Genomic DNA, 22,655 nt, shown 5'->3' with positions numbered 1-22,655 from the left:
GTGTTCCTGGTGCTCGCAGGCGTTGCCTAAAAAAGGGCGGTCATTGTTGTGACCGCCCCCGGCTAAACGCGCTTTACGCTACCTCACGCCGTCTCCAACGCCTCGACCACCTTCCCACGGCTTAGATGCACCACCTTGTCCGCCGTATCGAAGTACCGGTCATCATGCGAGATCACGATGATGGTCTTGCCCAGCCGCTTCAGGTCCGGCAGCAGCTCGGTGTAGAACACCCGGCGGAATGTCGGGTCCTGGTCTGCCGCCCATTCGTCGAACACCAGTACCGGCCGCCCATCCAGCCAGGCATTGACCAGCGCCAGGCGTTTGCGCTGGCCGGTAGAAAGGTCGGTGGTGGTGAACGCGCCATCGCGTACGCTCACCTTGTGGGCGATCTCCAGCCGCTCCAGGTAGCGGGTGGCATCGCTGGGCAGGCTGTGCTCGTGCTCGGGCAGGTCTTCAAACAAGTAGTAGTCGGCGAACACGGTGGTGAACAGCTGGCGATAGTCGTCCAGCCCCTCAGGCCCGATGGCCTTGCCGTTCAGGCGCACTTCGCCGCGTTGCGGGGTATACAGGCCCAGCAGCAGCTTGATCAGCGAGGTCTTGCCGCAGCCGTTCTCGCCGACGATGAACAGGATCTCGCCCGGCGCGATGCTCAGGTTCACCGGCCCGACGCGGAAGGGCTCGTTGCCGTCCACTGGTGGGTAGGCGTATTCGACATTATGCAGCTCCAGGTGCGCGCTGCCTGGGGCGGTGTGCTTGACCGGTTGGTCCAGCAGCAGGTGCGGTTCGGGCGAGGAAAAGCGCTCGGACAGGTCGGCGATGCGGCGGAACGCCACCTGGGCGCGGCCGAGAATCGGCAGGTTGCCGATCAGGGTCTCCAGCGGGCCTTTCATGTACAGCAGCACCAGCACGAAGCCGCTCATCACCGCCGGGTCGTTGCTCGGCCACAGTGATTGCAGGGCCAGGGTCAGGCCGATGACCACAAAGAACAGCATCGACCCGAGGCTCTTGGCGGCCACGAAAATGTTGATGGCGCGGATGTGCGTGTTGGCGATGAAGTCCGCAGTGCCCTGGATGTTACGGGTCAGCATGGCGTGGCGGCGGCGGCGGTCGATGCGCAGCTCCTTGGCGCCTTCGGCAATGGCCGAGTAGTGCTTTTGCAGGTTGTCTTCGGCGTCGCGGGCGGCGTTGAACCCGGCCACGCCTTTTTGCCGGGCCACGTACTGCACCGCGCTGCCGATGCCGATCGCCACCAGGGTGATCAGGAAGATCGGCCACGACAGCCAGGCCAGGTAGGCCATGCAGCCGATCACCGTGGTCAGCGAGATCGCCAGCGGGGCGAAGGCGAAGGTGAAGTCGCTGATGGTGTCGACGTCACGGGTCAGCACCGGGATCAGGCGGTGGCTGCGGTAGCGCTCGATCTGCTCGATCGGTGCCGACAGCACCTTGGCGCCGAGGTCTTTGCGCAGCCGGGCAATGACCTTCTGGCCCACGTAGTTGGTGCCACTGTCGGCAGCCACGCTGCTCACCAGCGCCAGCACGCACAGGCCGGCGAAGGCCAGGATAACGCCCTGGCTCATGCCATCGGGGGCATGCAGGCCCTGGTTGACGGTGGCCAGCAGGGCGGTCACGGCCAGGCCGCCGACCATGCCCAGCAGCACCGAGACGATGACCGCTGGGCGGTAGGGTTTGAGCAGGCCCAGCAATTCGCGGATGGCCCCGGGGGAAGACGTTTTCATGAAGCGCGATCTCGGTGATGGAGTGGGGGTGGGCGGCGCGGCGGGGTCAGCTCCCGAGGGCCAAGGTGCCCTTCATCAAGGTGCTGTGGAACGGGAACGAGCAGTAGAAGCTGTAGGCGGTGCCGGCCTTCAACGACCGGGTGTCGAGGGTGACGCTGTCTTTTTCACCGCCGCCGATCAGGCGGGTATGGGCGATCACTCGGGTGTCGCCAGGCTTTACGTAGTCCTGCGCCTCCCCCGCCTTCAGGCCGTCGTCCAGCACGCCCTGCATGTCTGCCTGGGTGCTCAGTACCCAGTTATGGCCCATGACGTTCTTCGGCATTTCGCCGGGGTGGGCGAGGGTGACGGTGAACGATGAACAGGCCTTGGGGATTGTGATTTCGGCCTTGTCGAAGGTCATCTGGTCGGTGCCATGGATTTGCACGGCGCATTCCTCGGCCGACCAGGCAACGGCAGGGGCCGCGGCAAGCAGGGCGAGGAGCAGAAACTGGCGAGTCATGTAAGGTTCCTGGACGATAAAAGGGTGCACATCGTTCAGACGAACCGGCGTGCGCTCGCTTTACCTTGTGTGTGCGTGCGGGTGAATTTCTGCCGGGCATGCTCGTTCATCTAGTCAGGCGCCCTGATGGCGCAGCATCCGATTTCGCCGCCACGGCGGCCCTGGCTTGAGGTGACGGTACATGAGTGAATTGCTGAGCTTTGCGATCGAACCCCTGAACGCTGCGCGCGGCGACTTGCCGCTGCTGGTGCGCGCACCAGAGCCCGGCATCGATCTGCTCGACGCGTTTGACGCTTTGAAGCCGCTGGTGGACCGTCACCTGCTGCACGCGGGCGGCATCCTGTTCAGGGGGTTCCAGGTGAGTGGGGCCGAGGCTTTTCGCCAGTTCGCTGCCGCGTTCGGCCACCCGTTGCTCAACTACGAGTTTGGCTCCACGCCGCGCAGCAGCGTGACCAAGGGGGTGTACACCTCGACCGAGTACCCGGCGCACCAGAGCATCCCCCTGCACAACGAGCAGGCTTATACCCTCGAGTGGCCGATGAAAATCTGGTTCTACAGCGTGATCCCCGCCGAGACCGGCGGCGAGACGCCGATTGCCGACAGCCGCGAGGTCTATCGACGGATGCCGGCGCGTATTCGCGAGCGCTTGGTCGAGAAGGGCTTGATGTATGTGCGCAACTACGGCAACGGCCTTGATGTTGAGTGGTCGCAGGTGTTCAACACCGAAGACCCGCGCCAGGTCGAGGCTTACTGCCGGGCGCATGCCATCGAATGCATCTGGAAGGAGGATGGCGAGCTGCGCACCCGTCAGCGTTGCCAGGTGGTGGCCCGTCATCCGGTGACGGGGGATGACGTGTGGTTCAACCAGGCGCACCTGTTCCATGTGTCGAACCTGCAGCCGGAGGTGCGTGAGTCGCTGATGGACATCGTCGAGGAAGAGGACCTGCCGCGTAATGTGTATTACGGCGATGGGTCGACCATCGAGGACTCATTGCTTGATGAGGTGCGCGGGGTATTGGATGAGTGCACCATCAGTTTCCCGTGGCTTGAGAATGATGTGCTGATGCTCGACAACATGCTCGCGGCGCATGCGCGTTCGCCGTTTACCGGGAAGCGTAAGGTGGTGGTGGCGATGGCGCAGGGGCATTCGCAGGGGGTGCGGTGACTGGGTAGGGGAATAGGGTTGGGGTGCAGAGGTGCATGCCTTGGGTTTTGCAGCGCCTATGAGATCGAGCGCCGCCCGCGCGGCGCATCGCGACGCAAGGCCGCTCCCACATTTGTTTCGGGCCAGTGAGGCCTGTCGCATCTGCGCGCGACCGCCTTGTTTGCCCGACTCGATATCCAGCCATGCGCCAAGGGGCGCGCGCCCATGTCACAGGAATAATTGGCCCGAAACAAATGTGGGAGCGGCCTTGCGTCGCGATGCGCCGCGCGGGCGGCGCTCGATCTCGCAGGCGCCACAACCCTCAAGGCATGCGCCCAGCAGCCCCAAATCTAACCCCCCCTAAATCATCCCCCAATGCGTTCGTCTGACAGTTACCGCTCGACTGCCAGGACAACGCTCGACATGAATGCTGAACAGACGCTCAAACTCGCCCGCCGCTTCATCGAACTCAGCCCCGACAAGCGCCGCCTGTTCCTCAAGGCGTTGCAGGGCGAGGGCATGGACTTCTCCGTGCTGCCGATTGCGCCGGGTGTCGAGGTCGACGAGCGTGACCGGTTGTCTTACGCGCAGCGGCGCATGTGGTTCCTCTGGCAGCTCGACCCCCAGGGCGCGGCCTACAACCTGCCGATGGCCGTACGCCTGCATGGCCCGCTGAACCTAAGCGCCCTGCAGCACGCCTTCGATGCCCTGGTGGCCCGCCACGAAACCCTGCGCACCCGCTTTGTCGCCGACGGCGATGACGTGCGTCAGCACGTGGATGCCGTCGCTGCCCCGCTGCAACTGCGCCAGGACTGCTTGAGCGAGCTGGCCGAAGCGGCTCGCCAGCAGGCCGTAGAGTCCATTGCCGAACAAGAGGCCTTGGCGCCTTTTGACCTGGCGTCCGGCCCGCTGCTGCGCGTGCGCCTGCTGCAACTGGCTGAACAGGAATACGTCCTGCTGCTGACCCTGCACCATATCGTCGCCGATGGCTGGTCGATGAACGTGCTGATCGACGAATTCCTGCACCTGTACGATGCCGCCGTGGCCGGTACCGAAGCCGCCCTCGAACCCCTGCCGATCCAGTACCGCGACTACGCTCTGTGGCAGCGCAGCTGGCTTGAGGCCGGTGAGCAGGACCGCCAGTTGGCGTACTGGCAGGCGCGCCTGGGCGACGATCACTCAACGCTGGAGCTGCCACTGGACCGCACCCGTAGCGGTCGGCCAAGCTACCGCGGCGCCCGCTACGAATTCCCGATTGCCGCCGACGTCGCCGAAGGCCTGCGCGGCCTGGCGCGTCGTCACAACGTGACCCTGTTCATGGTCCTGCTGGCCGCCTTCAAGCTGCTGCTGCAGCGCTACAGCGGGCAGAGCGCTATCCGCGTCGGTGTGCCCATCGCCAACCGCAACCGCGCCGAAAGCCAGGGCCTGATCGGCTGCTTCATCAATACCCAGGTGCTGCACACCGAGCTCGACCCGCTGCTGGACATCACCGGCCTGTTGCAACGCGTGCGCGAAACCGCCGTGGGCGCTCAGAGCCATCAGGACCTGCCGTTCGAGCAACTGGTCGAAGCCTTGGAGCTGCCTCGCAGCACCGAGAGCCCACTATTTCGGGTGCTGTTCAACCACCAGGCGCAGGTGGCGGATGTCGAAGCCATCAAAACCCGCTCCGGGCTGAGCCTGGCACCGATCACGCTGGAAAAGCACAGCGCCCGTTTCGACCTGGCACTGGATACCCACGAGCGTGACGGGCAACTGCATGCGGCCTTCACGTATGCCCTCGATGTGTTCGACGCGGGCACCATCGAGGCCCTGGGCGAACAATGGCTGGCCCTGGTGCAGGCGCTGGCCGACGACGCCGTTGGCGCGGTGGGCGAGTTGCCGCTGCCAGGCCTGACAGCCAATCGGGGGGCGCCGCAGCAGCCCACCGAACCCCTGCTGGTTCATCAGCGCTTTGCCGACGCCGCCCGCCGTCACCCCGAGCGCACCGCAGTGATGGCCGCCGGCGAGGCAGCCAGCTACGCCGAGCTCGATGCCCGAGCCGAGGCCATTGCTGACAGGCTGATCGAAGCCGGCGTGCAGCCAGACACCCTCGTCGGCGTGCTGGCTGACCGCAGTGTCGGCATGCTCGCCAGCATCCTCGGCGTGCTCAAGGCGGGCGGCGCGTACCTGCCACTGGAACCTGAGCAGCCGGCCGAACGCCTGGCCTACATGCTGGCCGACAGCGGCACCCACCTGGTGCTAGCGCCTGACAGCTGGCAGGCGCAACTGCCGGACGACGTGCGCCCACTGGCGTGGGAGCACACCCAGGCCCGCAGCCAAAACGCGCCACGCCTTGCTGTTGCAGCGGCCAACCTCGCCTATGTGATCTACACCTCCGGCACCACCGGCCAGCCCAAGGGCGTCGCGATCAGCCATGGCGCGTTGGGCAACTACGTCGAGGGCATCGCCGCGCGCCTGCCGATGGGGCAGGTCCGCAGCATGGCGCAGGTTTCGACCCCGGCGGCGGACCTCGGCCACACCATGCTGTTCGGCGCCCTGTGCGGCGGCCAGACCTTGCACCTGCTACTGCGCGAGCAGGTACTGGATGCCGAAGGCTTCGCAGCCTACCTGGCGCAGCACCAGGTGGATGCCCTGAAGATCGTGCCCTCGCACCTGGAGGCCATGCTGGTAGCCGGTCGCTCGGCACTGCCAGGGCAGTGCCTGGTGCTGGGCGGCGAAGCCATCAGCCCAGGCCTGCTCGGTAAAATCCGCGCGCTGGCGCCGACCCTCAAAGTGTTCAACCACTACGGCCCGACCGAGACCACGGTCGGCGTACTGGTGGCTGAACTGGACGATCAGGCGTCGCTCGGCCAACCGCTGGCCAACGCAACCGTCAGCGTGCTCGACAGCTGCCTGCAGCCAGTGCCAGCCAAGGCCAAGGGCGAGTTGTACATCGGCGGTGCCGGCCTTGCCCGTGGCTACCTCGGCCGCCCGGCGTTGACTGCCGAGCGCTTTGTGCCCGACCCGAACGGTATCAACGGCGAACGCTTGTACCGCAGCGGCGACTGGGTACGGCAGAACGCGGCCGGTGAGCTGCAGTTTGCCGGCCGCATGGACGGCCAGGTGAAGATCCGCGGTTACCGCGTAGAACTGGCCGAGATCGAGAACCAGCTGCGTGCGCTGGACGGCGTCGCCAACGCCCTGGTCCGGGTCAAGGGCCAGGCACCGGAGCAGCAATTGGCGGCCTGGCTGGTGCCCAGCCAGATGCCGGCCGACAGCCAGGCCTGGCAGGACGCGATTCGCGCCACGCTCAAAGGGCTGCTGCCCGAGCACATGGTGCCGACCCACCTGATGGTGCTGGAGCACCTGCCGGTGACGGTCAACGGCAAGGTCGACATCAAGGCGCTGCCCGAGCCGGTCGCCACCCAGGTGGCCTATCAGGCACCGCAGACCCCGCTGCAGGCGCAGCTGGCGCAGATCTGGGTTGAGGTGCTGCAGGTGCCGCAGGTGGGCCTGAGCGACAACTTCTTTGCCCTTGGCGGGCATTCGCTGCTGGCCACCCAGGCTGTATCGCGGGTGCGCAAGCACCTGGGCCTGGACATCCCGCTGCGCACCCTGTTCGACACGGTCGACCTGCAGGCCTTCGCCCAGGCAGTGGCCGAGGGCGAGCAGGGCGCGGGCCTGGACATCGAGATCCTCGACCGCCAGCAGCCGCTGCCGGTGTCCCGCTCGCAAAACCGCCAGTGGCTGTTCTGGAAGCTCAACCCCGAAAGCCTGGCCTACAACACGCCGATGGCCGTGCGCATGCAAGGCACCCTCGACCGTGCTGCCGTACAGGCCGCCCTCGACGCGCTGGTGGCACGCCATGAGTCGCTGCGCACGGTGTTCGTCGAAGCCAACGGCTTGCCGTGGCAACGCATCCTGCCCGCAGCTTCTGTGCCGATCGGTTTCGAAGACCTCAGTGGCCAGGACCACGCTGCGCAGATGCGCAAGCTTGAGGCCGAAGCCTTCGCCACCTTCGACCTGGAGCACGGCCCGCTGCTGCGTGCCCGTTTGTTCAAGGTGCATGCGCACGAGCACCTGCTGTCGCTGACCCTGCACCACATCGTCTCTGACGGTTGGTCGATGAGCCTGCTGGTACGCGAGTTCGCGGCCGCCTACAACGCGGCCGCCAGCGGCCAGGTGCGGGCCATCGAACCGCTGCCGGTGCAGTACGCCGACTTCGCGGCCTGGCAGCGTAAATGGCTGGCCGAAGGGCAGATGCAGGCACAGATCGACTATTGGAAGGCGCACCTGGAAGACGACTTCGAAGTCCTCGAACTGCCCGCCGACCGCATTCGCCCACAGGTCAAAAGCTACCAGGGCAGCCGCTTCGACGTGCGCCTGCCGCTGGCCCTGACCGAGCGCCTGCGGGCATTGGCGGTGGCGTCCAATGCCACGCTGTTCCATGTCTTTTTGGCGGCCTACGCCATTGTGTTGTCGCGCTACAGCCGCAAAGGCACGATCAACATCGGCGTGCCCGTCACCAACCGTAACCGCCTGGAGCTCGAAGGGCTGATCGGCTTCTTCATCAACGTGGTGGTGGCACGGGTCGGTGTCGATGGCAGCCTGCCGTTCCCGCAATTGCTGGCGGCGATCAAGGAGACCACCTTGCAGGCCCAGGCCAACAAGGACGTGCCGTTCCTTGAGGTGGCCGAGGCCCTGTACCCCGAGCGCGACCAGGGCGTGAACCCGTTCTTCCAGGTGCTCTACAACCACCTGCGCGATTTGGGCGAGCAGGTGTCCAGCGATGCCCTGCAGGGCCTCACGGTCCGGGAAGTGGACCTGCTGGAACCGGGCGCGCAGTACGACCTCTCGCTCAACACCCTGGAGCGTTCCGACGGTGTGACCGCCTCGTTCAACTACTCCACCGACTTGTTCGATGCGCCACGTATCGAGCGCATGGCCGGGCACTGGCAAGCGCTGCTCGAAGCCATTTGTGCCGAGCCGCAGCGCTGCATCGGCGAGCTGGACTTTTTGGCCGACGATGAGCGCCATCAACTGACCCACGGCTGGAACCCGCAGCCACAGGCCAGCAGCGGCCTGTGTGCGCACCAGTTGCTGGAACGTCAGGCACGTGCGCGGCCAGAGGCCGTGGCGCTGATCTTCAACGACCAGCAACTGAGCTACGCCGAGCTGGACCGCTGCAGCAACCAGCTGGCCCACCGCTTGCGTGCCCTGGGTGTCGGCCCCGACAGCCTGGTGGGTGTGGCCGTCGAGCGTGGACTGTCGATGGCCTTGGCGCTGATCGCCATCCACAAAGCCGGCGGTGCCTATGTACCGCTGGACCCGGACTACCCGCAAGAGCGCCTGGCATACATGGTCGAGGACAGTGGCCTTGGTCTGCTGCTGGCCGATGCGTCGTCGCTGGCGCGCTTGCAGCTCGACCAGCAACTGCCTTGCCTGGTACTCGAACCCGGCACCCAGTGGCTGAACGCCTGGCCAACCGACGCGTTGCCGAACCTGGCTTCACCGCACAACCTGGCCTACGTCATCTACACCTCGGGCTCCACCGGCATGCCCAAGGGCGTGGCCATCGATCACCATGCCCTGTCGGTGTTCTGCCAAGTGGCCGGCGACTATTCGCGCCTGAGCCCGGATGATCGTGTGCTGCAGTTCGCTACCTTCAGTTTCGACGGCTTCATCGAGCAGTTCTTCCCACCGTTGGCGCAAGGCGCTTGCGTGGTGCTGCGCGACCTGCGGCTGTGGGACACCAACACCCTGCTGGACGAGATCAACCGCCACGGGGTTACCGTGGCCGACCTGCCAGCGGCCTACTGGCGCCTGTTGGCCCTGGAGCGTCGCGCCCCTGAGGCCTATGGCCGGCTCAAGCAGATTCACGTCGGCGGTGAGGCGGTGCCGGAAGATGCCCTGCGCGCCTGGCTGGCCGACGGGCCGCCGGCGGTGCGCCTGCTCAACACCTACGGCCCGACTGAGGCGACCGTGGTCGCTACCACGTTCGATTGCTCGCAGATGACGCTTGAGCAGATCAGCGCAGGTGGCGTGCCGATTGGCCGAGCGTTGCCAGGCCGGACCTTGCACGCCCTGGACGACGGCCTGTCGCCGACCCCGGTGGGTGTGTCGGGCGAACTGTTCATCGGTGGGGCAGGGTGCCTGGCGCGGGGTTACCACCAACGCCCGTCGCTCACGGCCGAACGCTTCATTCCCGACCCGTTCGACAGCGTTGGCGGTGGCCGCCTGTATCGCACCGGCGACCTCGGTTATTACGACGAACACGGGCAGCTGGCCTATCGCGGGCGGGCCGACCATCAGGTGAAGGTGCGCGGCTTCCGCATTGAACTGGGCGAGATCGAGCAGTACCTGCGGGCGCACCCGGATGTGCGCGAGGCAACCGTACTGGCCATCGACCTGCCCAGCGGCAAACAGCTGTGTGCCTATGCCGTGCCTGCCGAAGGCTGCAGTGGCGACCTGCGCCAGGCGCTCAAGCAGTACCTCAAGGCCAGCCTGCCGGACTACATGATCCCGTCTTACCTGGTGACCCTGCCGAACATGCCGCTGACCCCTAGCGGCAAGCTCGACCGCAAGGCGCTGCCGCTGCCCGACCCCAGCCAGCCGCAGCACGACTACGAACCCCCGCAGACCGAACTGCAACAGCAACTGGCGCAGATCTGGGCGCAGTTGCTCAACCTCGGCCAGGTTGGCCTGAACGACAACTTCTTCGAACTCGGCGGCCACTCCCTGCTGGCCGCACAGGCGGTTTCGCGCATCAACGTGGAACTGGGCCTGGACATGCCCCTGCGGCTGATCTTCGCCCACCCCGAGCTGCGTGCGTTCACCCAGGCGCTGGAAGAACAGGGCCTATCACTGAGCGACGACGGCCTGAGCGATATCGAAAAAATGATGAACGAATTCACAGAGGCCTGACATGGAACTCACCCCAGCACAACGCATTGCCCAACGCTTCGTCGGCCTCCCTGTGGAGCAGCGTCAGCAGATCCTGGAGAAAATGCAGGCCACCGGGCAGAGCTTCCGCCTGCTGCCCATCGTGCCTGCGCGTCAGGGCCTGGCGCGGATTCCTTTGTCGTTTGCCCAGCAGCGCTTGCTGTTTCTCTGGCAGTTGGAGCCGGACAGCCCGGCTTACAACGTGCCGATGGCCGTGCGCCTCAAGGGCGCACTCGACCTGACGGTGTTGCAGCAGGCCCTGGATGCGCTGGTCAGCCGCCATGAGTCGCTGCGTACGCGCTTCGTCTCGGATGAAGGCGAGTTCCATCAGGACATGCTCGACGCCTGCCCGCTGGTGTTGGACGTGGTCGAGTGCCAGGACGATGAAGCCGCCTTGAGCGTGGCCGTCGATGCCGCGCTGAAGCAGCCGTTCGACCTGCTGGCCGGGCCGTTGATGCGGGTTACGCTGCTGCGCCTGAACGCCGAGCACCACGTGCTGGCCCTGAGCATGCACCACATCATCTCCGACGGTTGGTCGAGCGACTTGCTGGTGCAGGAGTTCATCCAGCTGTACACCGCGTTGGCTGAAGGCCGCCAAGCCGAATTGCCGGCCCTGCCGATCCAGTACGCTGATTATGCGATCTGGCAGCGTGCCTGGCTGGAGGCCGGGGAGGCCCAGCGCCAGCTGGCGTACTGGCAGGCACAATTGGGTGACGAGCAACCGTTGCTGAGCCTGCCGCTGGACTTCGAGCGGCCCGCCACGCCGAGCTATCGCGGTGCGGTGCTCAAACTGCACCTCGGTGCCGAGCAGGCCGAGGCACTGCGTACCCAGGCACGCAAAGGCGGCCACACGCTGTTCGTGCTGATGCTGGCGGCCATGGCGGTGGTGCTGTCGCGCTACAGCGGGCAGTCGGATATTCGCATCGGCGCGCCGAATGCCGGGCGTAACCGCAAAGAGCTGGAAGGCCTGATCGGCTTCTTCATCAATACCCAGGTGCTGCGTGTGCAGGTGGACGAGCGCGCGACGTTCGCCGCGCTGCTTGAGCAGGTCAAGGACGTGATCGGCGGTGCCCAGTCGCACCAGGAGCTGCCGTTCGAACACCTGGTGGATGCCTTGCTGCCAGAGCGAAACCTGGCCCACAACCCGCTGTTCCAGTTCAAGATCAACCAGCACGTGGCGGCCGGCGACCCGTCGCGCAAGCGCCTGGGCGAGCTGGAAGTGGAAGGTTTTGCCCGCGAAGGGGGCGATGCGCGCTTCGACCTGGCCTTCGACTTCTCGGACAAACCCGATGGCATCGAGGGCTACTTCACCTACGCCACCGACCTGTTCGAGCAGGCCACCATCCAGCGCATGGCCGATTCGCTGCGGCGTGTGCTGGACGTGCTGAGCCACGCTCAGCACCAGCCGATCGTCGAGCACCTTGAAGTGGAGAGGCGGCAGCAGGCCGCGCCAGAAGCCTACCCGCACCGCGACTTCCTCGCCCTGTGGCGCCAGGCGATGGCCCAAGGGCAGGCCCAGGGTGGCGTGCGCGCCGGTGAGCGCTTCATGACCCAGGGAGGGCTGGATGCCGCGTCCAACCGCGTGGCCGACTACCTGCGTCAGCGCGGTGTCGGCGCTGGCAGCATCGTTGCCCTGTGCCTGCCGCGCTCCATCGAATGGGTCACAGCCTTGCTGGCGGTGCTCAAGACCGGAGCCGCATACCTGCCGCTGGACACCCAGCAGCCGCAAGAGCGCCTGCTGCAGTTGATTGTCGACAGTGGTGCCGCCGCGCTGCTGCATGAGCCTGGCGATACGCGCTTTACGGGCCTCGACGGGGTGCAGGCGGTTGCCTGCGAGCCCGCCACGTGGGCGGCCTGCAGTGACAGCCCGGTGGCGGTCGCGGTCAGCCCTGAACAGCCGGCTTACGTGATCTATACCTCGGGTTCGACCGGCCAGCCGAAAGGCGTGGTGGTCAGCCACGGAGCGTTGGCCAGTTACATCCAGGCCGTGCTGGAGCGCCTGCAACTGCCGGCTGGGGCGAGCATGGCCATGGTTTCCACCACTGCCGCCGACCTGGGCCACACCGTGCTGTTCGGTGCCCTGGCCTCGGGCCGACTGCTGCATTTGCTGTCCCAGGAACTGGCCTTTGACCCCGATGGTTTCGCCAGCTACATGGCGCAGCATCAGGTGGGCGTGGTGAAGCTGGTGCCAAGCCACCTGCAAGGCCTGCTGCAAGCGGCTCGCGCCGCTGATGTGCTGCCTGCCGAAGCGCTGATTCTGGGTGGCGAAGCCTGCCCGTGGAGCCTGCTGGAAAAAATCCGCGCATTGCGCCCTGAATGCCGGGTGATCAACCACTACGGCCCGACCGAAACCACGGTCGGCGTGCTGACCTTCGAGCCAGGCCAGCGCCTGGACGGCTGCCGCACGGTGCCGGTCGGTCGGCCGTTGGGCAATGCCTGCGCCGAGGTACTCGATGGTTATCTCAACCCGCTGGCGCCGCACGTGGTCGGCGAGCTGTATCTGGGTGGGCACGGCGTTGCCCAGGGCTACCTGGGCCAGCCGGGGCTGACGGCCGAACGCTTTGTGCCGGCTGCCGATGGCGCCCGCCTGTACCGCACGGGCGACCGTGCGCGATTGAGCGATGAAGGCTTGATCGAATTCGTCGGGCGGGCCGATGACCAGGTGAAAATCCGTGGCTATCGCGTCGAGCCGGGTGAAATCGGCCGAGTGCTCGCCGGGCTGCCGGGTGTCAGCGACGCCGTGGTCCTGGCATTGCCGCTGGAAGGCGATGCCGAGCGCTTGCAGTTGGTGGCCTACGTGGTGGCCGAAGGCGGGGTCAGCGTGCAGCAGTTGCAGGCGCAATTGCAGGCGCGCTTGCCCGACTACATGGTGCCTGCGCAGATGCTGTTGCTGGAGCGCCTGCCACTGACCGCCAACGGCAAGCTCGACAAGCGCGCCTTGCCGGCGCCGGGCGCGGTAAGCCGGGGCTACGTGGCGCCCGAAGGCGAGATCGAGGAGAAACTCGCGGCCGTGTGGGCCGACGTGCTCAAGCTGGAGCGTGTAGGCAGCAGCGATAACTTCTTCGAGCTGGGTGGCGACTCGATCCTCAGCCTGCAGATCATCGCTCGGGCCAAGCGCCAGGGCATCAAGATCACCCCCAAGCAACTGTTCGAGCAGCAGACCGTTGGCCAACTGGCTCAGGTCGCCAAGCGCATCGAAGCCAAGCCGCCGGTTGTTGCCCCCGTGGACACCGTGACCTGCGGTGAAGTGGCCCTGCTGCCGGCCCAGGCGCGCTTCTTCGAGATGGACATCGCCCAGCCAGCGCACTGGAACCAGTCGGTGCTGCTGAAACCGGCCCAGCGCATGCAGGTGGAACACCTGGAAACGGCCCTGCGTGCGGTGCTGGAACAGCACGATGCCTTGCGCCTGCGCTTCAGCCGCCAGAACGGCCAGTGGCAGGCCCGTTTCCAGGCTATGGACAGTGCACCGCTGGTGCGTCAGCGCAGCCTCGCTGCGCTGAGCGAGCTGGACGCCGCGGGCAGCGAGGTGCAGGCCAGCCTCGACCTTGAGCACGGGCCGCTGCTGCGTGCCGAATTGTTCGACGTCGCCGATGGCCAGCAGCGTTTGCTGTTGGTCATTCACCACCTGGTGGTGGACGGCGTGTCCTGGCGGGTACTGCTGGAGGACTTGCAAGAGGCCTATCAGCAACGCCTGAATGGGCAGCCGGTGAGCCTGCCGGCCAAGACCTGTAGCGTGAAAACCTGGGCCGAGCGCCTGGTCGCTCACGCCAGCAGCCCGGCGCTGCAAGCGCAGGCTGACTACTGGCTGCAGGTGCTGCAAGGCAGCCCGGCAGAGCTGCCGCGTGACAACCCACAGGGCAGCCTGGGCAACCAGCATGCCCGCACCGCTGCCTCGCGGCTGGATGCCGCGCGTACCGCCCAGTTACTGAAGCAGGCCCCTGCCGCCTACCGCACGCAGATCAACGACCTGCTGCTGACCGCGCTGGCCCGCACCCTGAGCCAGTGGAGCGCGCAGGACGAGGTACTGGTGCAACTGGAAGGCCATGGCCGCGAAGACCTGTTCGACGACCTTGACCTCAGTCGCACGGTCGGTTGGTTCACCAGCGTATTCCCGGTACGCCTTGCCCCTGGTGAGGCGATGGGCCCGTCGATCAAGGCGATCAAAGAGCAGCTGCGCGCAGTACCGGACAAAGGCATCGGTTACGGCCTGCTGCGTCACCTGGGCGATACCCCCGTGCGTGAGCGGCTCAGTGCTGCTGCGCAACCACGCGTCACCTTCAACTACCTGGGCCAGTTCGACAGCAGCTTCACGACAGACGACACGGCATTGTTCAGCCCGAGCGGCGAAAGCGCCGGGCGTACCCAATACGCCGGTGCGCAGTTGGGCAACTGGCTGAGCATCACCGGCCAGGTCTATGGCGGCGAGCTGTTCCTGGAGTGGACCTACAGCGAAGACGTCTACCGCCCGGAAACCATCCAGCACCTGGCCCAGGCCTACGAGCAGGCGCTGGCCGAGTTGGTCGAGCACTGCTGCCAGCCGCAGCACCAGGGCGTGACGCCTTCCGACTTCCCGCTGGCCGCACTCACCCAGGGCCAGTTGGACAGCTTGCCCGTGCCCGCAGCGCAGATCGCCGATGTGTATCCGCTGTCGCCGATGCAGCAGGGCATGCTGTTCCACACCCTGTACGACCAACAGGCCGGCAACTACATCAACCAGTTGCGGGTCGATGTCGAGGGGCTGGATGTGCAGCGCTTCAAGCAGGCCTGGCAGGCCGCGCTTGACGCCCATGACATTTTGCGCAGCGGTTTCGTGCTGCAGGGCGAGCTGGAGCAGGCCGTGCAAGTGGTGCGCAAGTCGGTGGCATTGCCGTGCAGCGAGCATGACTGGCGTGGCCAGCCGGCGCTTGAGCAAGCCCTGCAGGCGCTGGCCGAAGGTGAGCGCCAACAAGGTTTCGACCTGACCGAAGCGCCGCTGCTGCGCTTGGTCCTGGTGCAAACGGGCGAGGCGCGCCATCACCTGATCTACACCAACCACCACATCCTGATGGATGGCTGGAGCACCTCACGCTTGTTGGGCGAAGTGCTGCAGCGTTACGCAGGCCTGGCGCCGCAGGCGCAGGCCACGCACTACCGCGACTATATCGCCTGGCTGCAAGGCCAGGACGCGGCGGTTGCCCAAGCCTTCTGGCAGGCCCAGCTGGCTGCGCTCGACGCGCCGACTCGCCTGGCCCAGGCCATTGCCGGCAGTGCAGGGGTTGCGGGCAGCGGCTACGGTGATCATCGCCTGGCCTTCGATACCGAGCAGACGGCACGCCTCGAAGCCTTCGCCCGGGCTAACCGCGTCACCGTCAACACCCTGGTGCAATCGGCCTGGCTGCTGCTGTTGCAGCGCTGCACCGGTCAGGCCAGCGTTTGCTTCGGCGCCACCGTGGCCGGCCGCCCGGCGGAGCTCACCGGGGTGGAAGAGCAAATCGGCCTGTTCATCAACACCCTGCCGGTGATTGGCGTGCCACGTGCCGAGCAGACCGTGGCCGCGTGGATCGGCCAGGTGCAGGCCAGCAACCTGGCCGTGCGCGAGTTCGAGCACACCCCGCTGTATGACGTGCAGCGCTGGGCGGGGCAGGGTGGTGACGCGCTGTTCGACAGCATTCTGGTGTTCGAGAACTACCCGGTGTCCGAGGCGCTGCAACAAGGCGCGCCGGGCGGGCTGCGCTTTGGCGACGTGGCCGTGCAGGAGCAGACCAACTACCCGCTGACGTTGGTAGTAGAACTGGGCGCGACCCTGTCGATGCAATACAGCCACGACCGTGCGCTGTGGAGCGATGAGGCCATCGCCTGCTTGGCGGCTTACTTTGCCAATGTGCTGCAGGCATTGGTCGCGGACGCGGAGGCAGTGGTTGGCGAGCTGCCAATGCTGGGCCTGCAAGAGCAGCAACTGATGGTCGAGGGCTGGAACGACACCCAAGCGGCTTATCCGGATGAGCGCAGCATTCACTCACTGATCGAAGCCCAGGTGTTCGCCACCCCGGATGCCCCGGCACTGGTGTTTGGCGAGCAGACCCTGAGCTATGCCGCGCTCAACGGCAAAGCCAACCAGCTGGCGCACAAGTTGCGTGAGCTGGGCGTGGGCCCGGACGTGCTGGTGGGCATCGCCATGGAGCGTAGCCTGGAGATGGTCATCGGCTTGCTGGGTATCGTCAAAGCCGGTGGTGCCTACGTGCCGCTGGACCCGGAGTACCCGCAAGACCGCCTGAGCTACATGTTCGAGGACAGCGGCATCGCCTTGCTGCTGACCCAGTCGCACCTGCGTGATGCCTTGCCGATCCCGGCCGGCCTGCGCAGCCTGGACCTGGATAGCGAAAACCTCGAAGGTTACAGCGATGCCAACCCAGGTATCGACGTAGCCCCGCTGAACCTCGCCTACGTGATCTATACCTCCGGCTCCACCGGGCGCCCGAAAGGCGCTGGCAATAGCCATCAGGCGTTGGTGAACCGCCTGTGGTGGATGCAGAAGGCCTACGGCCTGGACGCCAGCGACAGCGTGCTGCAGAAAACCCCTTTCAGCTTCGACGTGTCGGTGTGGGAGTTCTTCTGGCCGCTGATGACCGGCGCGCGCCTGGTCATGGCCCAGCCGGGCGCCCACCGCGACCCGCAGCTGCTGGTCGAGACCATCAACCAGTACGCCATCAGCACCTTGCACTTCGTGCCGTCGATGCTGCAGGCGTTCATGACCCACGAAGCGGTGGAGAGCTGCCGCAGCCTCAAACGCGTGGTGTGCAGTGGTGAAGCATTGCCAGCCGAGCTGGCCCGCCAGACCCTGCAGCGCCTGCCGGCAGCGGGCCTGTACAACCTGTACGGCCCGACCGAAGCGGCCATCGACGTTACCCACTGGACCTGCCGCCCGGACGAAAGCATCAGCGTGCCGATCGGCCAGCCGATCGACAACCTCAAGACCCACATCCTCGAAGGCAGCCTGCAACCGGCGGTACGTGGCAGTGCCGGCGAGCTGTACCTGGGCGGTGTAGGTCTGGCGCGCGGTTATCACCAGCGCCCGGCGCTGACTGCCGAGCGCTTTGTGCCGGACCCGTTCAGCGACAATGGCGGGCGCCTGTACCGCACCGGCGACCTGGCGCGTTACAACGCCGAGGGCGTCATCGACTACGCCGGGCGTATCGACCACCAGGTGAAGATCCGCGGGCTGCGTATCGAACTGGGCGAGATCGAAGCGCGCCTGCTGGAATTGCCAGCGGTGCAGGAAGCGGTGGTGCTGGCCCAAGACGGGCCAAGCGGCAAGCAGCTGGTGGGTTATGTGGTGCCAGCCGACAGTACGCAAGACGAGGCCGCGTTGCGCGACAGCCTGCGTGAGGCCCTGAAGGTCGGTCTGCCGGACTACATGGTCCCGGCGCACTTGCTACTGCTGGCCAAACTGCCGGTCACGCCGAACGGCAAGCTGGACCGCAAGGCCCTGCCGCAACCGGACGCCAGCCTGCTGCAAGGCGAGTACGTGGCGCCACAAAGCGAGCTGGAACAGCAAATCGCGGCGATCTGGGCCGATGTACTGAAGCTGGAGAAGGTCGGCCTGACCGACAACTTCTTCGAGCTGGGCGGCGACTCGATCATCTCGCTGCAGGTGGTGAGCCGAGCGCGCCAGCAAGCCATCCAGTTCACGCCCAAAGAGCTGTTCGAGGCCCAGACGGTGCAGGCTCTGGCAGCCGTGGCACGCCGTGAAGGCAGCACGCTCATCGATCAGGGCGCTGTGACGGGTACGTTGCCACTCACCCCGATCCAGCATTGGTTCTTTGAACGCGAGGTGCCCGAACGCCATCACTGGAACCAGTCCGTGCTGCTCAAGCCGAATGCCACCTTGCAGGCCACCCAGGTGGACGCCGCCTTGCGTGCGCTGGTCGAACATCACGATGCCTTGAGGTTGCGCTTTGTGCAGTCAGAGGTGACGGGCCAGGCCGAGTTTGCCCACGTGGAACCGGCTCAATTGCTGTGGGTGCTCCACCTGCCGGACGTGGCGGCACTGGAGCAGGTCGCCAACGATGCGCAGCGCAGCCTCGTGCTCGAACAGGGCCCGCTGCTGCGCGCCGTGCTGGCTTCGCTGCCAGACGGCAGCCAGCGCTTGTTGCTGGTGATCCATCACCTGGTAGTGGATGGTGTTTCCTGGCGCATCCTGCTGGAAGACCTGCAGCAGGCGTACCGTGCTCTTGCAGCCTTCGAACCCACCAACCTGCCGGCCAAGACCAGTTCGTTCAAGGCCTGGGCAGAGCACCTGCAAGCCTACGCCCAAGGCGCCGAACTGCAGGCCGAGCTGGGCTACTGGCAAGGGCAGTTGCAGGGCGCCAGTGATGCCTTGCCTTGTGACCACCCGCAGGGCAGCAATCAGCAGCGCCATGCCGCCTCGTTCACGACGCGCCTGGACCGTGAAACCACGCGGCAACTGCTGCAGGACGCCCCCGCCGCCTATCGCACACAGATCAACGACCTGCTGCTGACTGCGTTGGCACGGGTAGTCGGTGGCTGGACCCAGCGTGAAGACGTCCTGGTTCGCCTGGAAGGCCATGGCCGTGAAGACCTGTTCGATGACATCGACCTGAGCCGCACGGTGGGCTGGTTCACCAGCATGTACCCGGTCAAGCTCAGCCCCCAGGCTGACGTGGCGAACGCGATCAAGGCCATCAAGGAGCAACTGCGGGCGGTGCCGAGCAAAGGCCTGGGCTATGGCCTGCTGCGCTACCTGGGCGGTGCCGAGGCAAGCGCGACCCTGGCGGCACTGCCGCAGGGCGAGATCGTGTTCAACTATCTGGGCCAGTTTGACGGCAGCTTCGATGAGTCGGGGCTGTTCGTGCCCGCGCAGGAAAATGACGGCATCAAGCAGAACGAAGCGTCTGCCTTGAGCAGCCTGCTTTCCCTGAGTGGCCAGGTCTACGGCGGTGAACTGCGCCTGGAGTGGCGCTACAGCCAGGCCATCCATGACGCCGAAACCATCGAGCGACTGGCGACAGACTACCAGCAGGCGCTGATCGAGATCGTTGCCCATTGCTGCCTGGAGCAGAGCCGTGGCGTTACGCCATCGGACTTCCCGCTGGCCGGCCTCAACCAGGCTCAGCTGGACAGTTTGCCGGTGCCTGCCACCCAGATTGCGGATATCTACCCGTTGTCGCCGATGCAGCAAGGGATGTTGTTCCACACGCTTTATGAAGAGCAGGCGGGTAACTACATCAACCAATTGCGCGTGGATGTGGATGGCCTGGATGTGCAGCGCTTCAGGCAGGCCTGGCAAGCGGCACTGGATGCCCACCCTGTACTGCGCAGTGGCTTCGTTTGGCAGGGTACGCTCGACCAGGCGGTGCAAGTGGTGCACAAACACGTGGCGCTGCCGTTTACCGAACATGACTGGCGCGGCCTGCCTGAACTGGACCACGCGCTGCAGGCGCTTGCCGCAAGCGAGCGTGAGCAAGGCTTTACCCTGGACCAGGCACCCTTGTTGCGCTTGGTGCTGGTGCGTACCGGCGCTGGGCGCCACCAGTTGATCTACACCAGCCATCACATCCTCATGGATGGCTGGAGCAGCTCCCGCCTGCTGGGCGAGGTGCTGCAACACTACGCTGGCCACGCGCTGCCGGCCCAGGCAGGCAACTACCGTGACTACATCGCCTGGCTGCAGCGCCAGGACGGTGTTGCGGCAGAAGCGTTCTGGAAGGCACAACTGACCGACCTGCAGGCGCCTACCCACTTGGTCCAGGCCATTTGCGAAGCGCAGGCAAGCACCGGCACGGGCCAGCACGATCTGACGCAGCACTTTGACGCGCAGCAGACCGCCCGCATCGAAGCCTTTGCCCGTGCCAACCGCATTACCGTCAATACCTTGGTGCAGTCTGCATGGTTGCTGCTGCTGCAGCGCTACACCGGCCATGCCAGCGTGTGCTTCGGTGCCACTGTTGCAGGTCGCCCAGCCGAGCTTGCGGGCGTCGAGGAGCAAATCGGCCTGTTCATCAACACCCTGCCGGTGGTCGGTGCCCCGCGTGCAGAGCAGACCGTGGGTGACTGGGTCGCCCAAGTGCAGGCGAGCAACCTGGCCCTGCGCGAGTTCGAACATACGCCGCTTTACGATGTACAGCGTTGGGCCGGCCTGGGCGGCGAGGCGCTGTTCGACACCTTGGTGGTGTTTGAAAGCTACCCAGTGTCCGAGGCACTCAAACAGGGCGCGCCGGGGGGGCTGCAGTTCGGTGATGTGGGTATCCAGGAGCAGACCAACTACCCGCTGACCCTGCTGGTGAGCCTCGGCGAGACCTTGTCGATCCAGTACCGCCATGACCTCGCGCGGTGGAACCCGGCAACCCTCCAGCAGGTCGCCCGCCACCTGAGCCATCTGCTGCAAGCAATGGCCCAGGATGCAGGCCAAGTGCTCGGGGAGCTGCCGTTGTTTGACGCGGATGAGCAACAGCAGATTGTGCAAGGCTGGAACCCCCGCCACGCGCAGTACCCGGATCATCGCGCCATCCACCACCTGATCGAGGCCCAGGTGCAACGTGCACCGAACGCGCCGGCCCTGGCCTTCGGTGAGCTGACGATGAGCTATGGCGAGCTCAACCGCCGTGCCAACCGGCTGGCACACAAGCTGCGCGAGCTTGGCGTTGGCCCTGATGTGCTGGTGGGTATTGCCATGGAGCGTGGCCTGGAGATGGTGATTGGGCTGCTGGGCATCCTCAAGGCCGGCGGCGCTTATGTACCGCTGGACCCGGGTTACCCGAGCGAGCGTCTGGCTTACATGTTCGAAGACAGTGGTATCGAGCTGTTGCTGACCCAGGCGCATCTGGCCGACGCCCTGCCGGTACCTGTTGGGGTGCAGTGCCTGGATATCGTTGCGGACCCGTTTGCCGGCTACAGCGATGCCAACCCGGCGATCGTGTTGACGCCGGACAACCTGGCCTACGTGATCTACACCTCCGGGTCCACCGGCAAGCCCAAGGGCACCTTGCTGCCGCACGGCAACGTGGTGCGGTTGTTTGCAGCAACCCACGATTGGTTTGCCTTTGACGCAAGCGACGTGTGGACGGTGTTCCACTCCTATGCATTCGATTTCTCGGTGTGGGAACTGTTCGGGGCGTTGGTGTATGGCGCCAAGGCGGTGATCGTGGCCAAGGACGTGGCTCGCGACTTCGACGCATTCCATGCCTTGCTGGCACGCGAGCAAGTGACCGTGCTCAACCAGACGCCTTCGGCTTTCAAACAGCTGATGCCCATTGCCTGCGAGCGGGCAACGGCAGGGCAGGGGCTGGCGCTACGGCACGTGGTGTTTGGCGGCGAGGCGTTGGAAGTTGCCAGCCTCAAACCCTGGTTCGAGGTGTTTGGCGACAGCCAGCCACGGTTGATCAACATGTACGGCATCACTGAAACCACGGTGCATGTCACTTACCGGCCGATCACCCTCGAAGACTTGCACAAGGGTGCGACCAGCCCTATTGGCGAGGTCATCCCCGACCTTAGCTGGTACTTGCTCGATGCCGTACTGAACCTTGCGGTACCCGGAGGGCATGGCGAGCTGGTGATCGGTGAGGCCGGCCTGGCCCGTGGCTACCACGGCCGTGCAGGGCTGACCGCCGAGCGCTTTGTGCCCAACCCGTTTGGTGCACACGGCGGCCGCCTGTACCGCTCGGGCGACCTGGCCCGCTACCGCACCGACGGGGTGATCGAGTACATGGGCCGCATTGACCATCAGGTGAAGATTCGCGGCTTCCGCATCGAACTGGGCGAGATCGAAGCCTGCCTGCTGAACCAGCAGGCTGTGCGTCAGGTCGCGGTCCTGGCCCAGGACGGGCCGAGTGGCCAGCAACTGGTGGGGTATGTGGTGCCTGCCGACGTCGCGGTCCTGGCCAGCGTCGAGGCCCAGGCCGTGTTGCGCGAAACCTTGCGAGCTGCGCTCAAGGCCGATTTACCGGATTACATGGTGCCCGCGCACCTGCTGCTGCTGGCTACCTTGCCGCTGACCGTCAACGGCAAGCTCGACCGCAAGGCCTTGCCGCAACCGGATGCACGCCTGCTGCAGGGCGATTACCTCGCCCCGCGCAGTGAGCTTGAACAGCAAATCGCAGCGGTCTGGGCCGAGGTGTTGAAGCTGGAGAAGGTGGGGTTGCACGACAACTTCTTCGAGCTGGGCGGCCATTCGCTGTTGGCAACCCAGGTGCTGGCCCGTCTGCAGATCGAGCTGGGCATGAACCTGCCGCTGGCCTTGCTGTTCCAGGCTGAAAACCTGCAGGCCTACGCGGCCATGATCAGTGAACTGAATACGAATAGTGACGAAGACCTGGATGAGCTCCAGGACTTCATGAATGAGCTTGAGGCAATTTGA

At 65.5% G+C, this 22,655-nt stretch carries 5 protein-coding genes; 3 read left to right on the top strand and 2 right to left on the bottom strand.

Annotation, left to right across the window (positions count from 1 at the left end; translation table 11 throughout):
• Positions 1-83 precede the first annotated feature (83 nt).
• Both ACSSU5_RS04095 and azu read right to left on the bottom strand, forming a co-directional pair.
• Positions 84-1,736 (bottom strand): cyclic peptide export ABC transporter, encoded by a 1,653-nt coding sequence (locus ACSSU5_RS04095; RefSeq protein WP_492560657.1) that lies wholly within the window; start codon positions 1,734-1,736, stop codon positions 84-86.
• Between the two features lie 46 nt (positions 1,737-1,782).
• Positions 1,783-2,235 carry an azurin gene (azu, locus tag ACSSU5_RS04090; protein ID WP_264312047.1) on the bottom strand — a complete coding sequence of 151 codons (453 nt, stop codon included), beginning with the start codon at positions 2,233-2,235 and terminating at the stop codon, positions 1,783-1,785.
• A 181-nt stretch (positions 2,236-2,416) separates the two neighbouring features.
• On the opposite strand from azu, the gene ACSSU5_RS04085 reads away from it, so the two are divergent.
• The 3 genes from ACSSU5_RS04085 (at position 2,417) to ACSSU5_RS04075 (ending at position 22,655) form a co-directional block, all read left to right on the top strand.
• Positions 2,417-3,400: a TauD/TfdA family dioxygenase gene (locus ACSSU5_RS04085; protein WP_492560656.1), complete on the top strand. Its 984-nt coding sequence runs from the start codon at positions 2,417-2,419 to the stop codon at positions 3,398-3,400.
• A gap of 402 nt (positions 3,401-3,802) precedes the next feature.
• Entirely contained in the window at positions 3,803-10,282 is a 6,480-nt protein-coding gene (locus ACSSU5_RS04080) for an amino acid adenylation domain-containing protein (protein ID WP_492560655.1), read from the top strand.
• 1 nt (position 10,283) lies between these two features.
• Positions 10,284-22,655, top strand: a complete 12,372-nt coding sequence (locus ACSSU5_RS04075; protein WP_492560654.1) for a non-ribosomal peptide synthase/polyketide synthase — start codon at positions 10,284-10,286, stop codon at positions 22,653-22,655.

The sequence above is a fragment of the Pseudomonas sp. E1MeOHC2 genome (assembly GCF_058745025.1).
The sequence above is the reverse complement of the archived record's forward strand: the minus strand, read 5'-3'. Positions and strand labels throughout refer to the sequence as shown.